The sequence below is a fragment of the Adlercreutzia equolifaciens genome (assembly GCF_029076695.1).
Taxonomy (GTDB): Bacteria; Actinomycetota; Coriobacteriia; order Coriobacteriales; family Eggerthellaceae; genus Adlercreutzia; species Adlercreutzia equolifaciens_A.
This window is the reverse complement of sequence record NZ_JARFIK010000276.1, coordinates 1-314: the sequence shown is the minus strand read 5'-3', so window position 1 is coordinate 314 and position 314 is coordinate 1. Positions and strand designations below refer to the sequence as shown.

The following is a 314-nucleotide window of genomic DNA, read 5'->3' as shown; positions in this document are numbered from 1 at the left end:
GGCGATCTTTGGACAGGAACGCCACACCGCCAATGGCAAGCATTAACAAAGCGCCCAGGAGTATGCCAACGGTGAACGAATGGACGCCGAAGGGCAGCTCCTCCCAGGGGATGATGGCAACCAGGAAGTAGCAGGCTGCGGTGGCGAACAGCGTGAGAAAGCCCACCATGAGCATGTTCCGCACGCCGCCCATGGCCGCATTGCGCTGCAGGAGCACGGGGAAGGTGGTGCTGCCGTTGCGGCAGGCGGCGAAGAGCAGAGCTCCGGAGGCCACCAAAAGAAGGCTTGCGAAGGGAGCCGTGAGCGAAGCGGGC

Annotated in this window: 1 pseudogene; it reads right to left on the bottom strand. The window is 63.4% G+C overall.

The annotated features are described in order from the left end of the window. A pseudogene (locus tag PZH32_RS12390) lies at window positions 1-314 on the bottom strand (LuxR family transcriptional regulator); the annotation flags it as partial.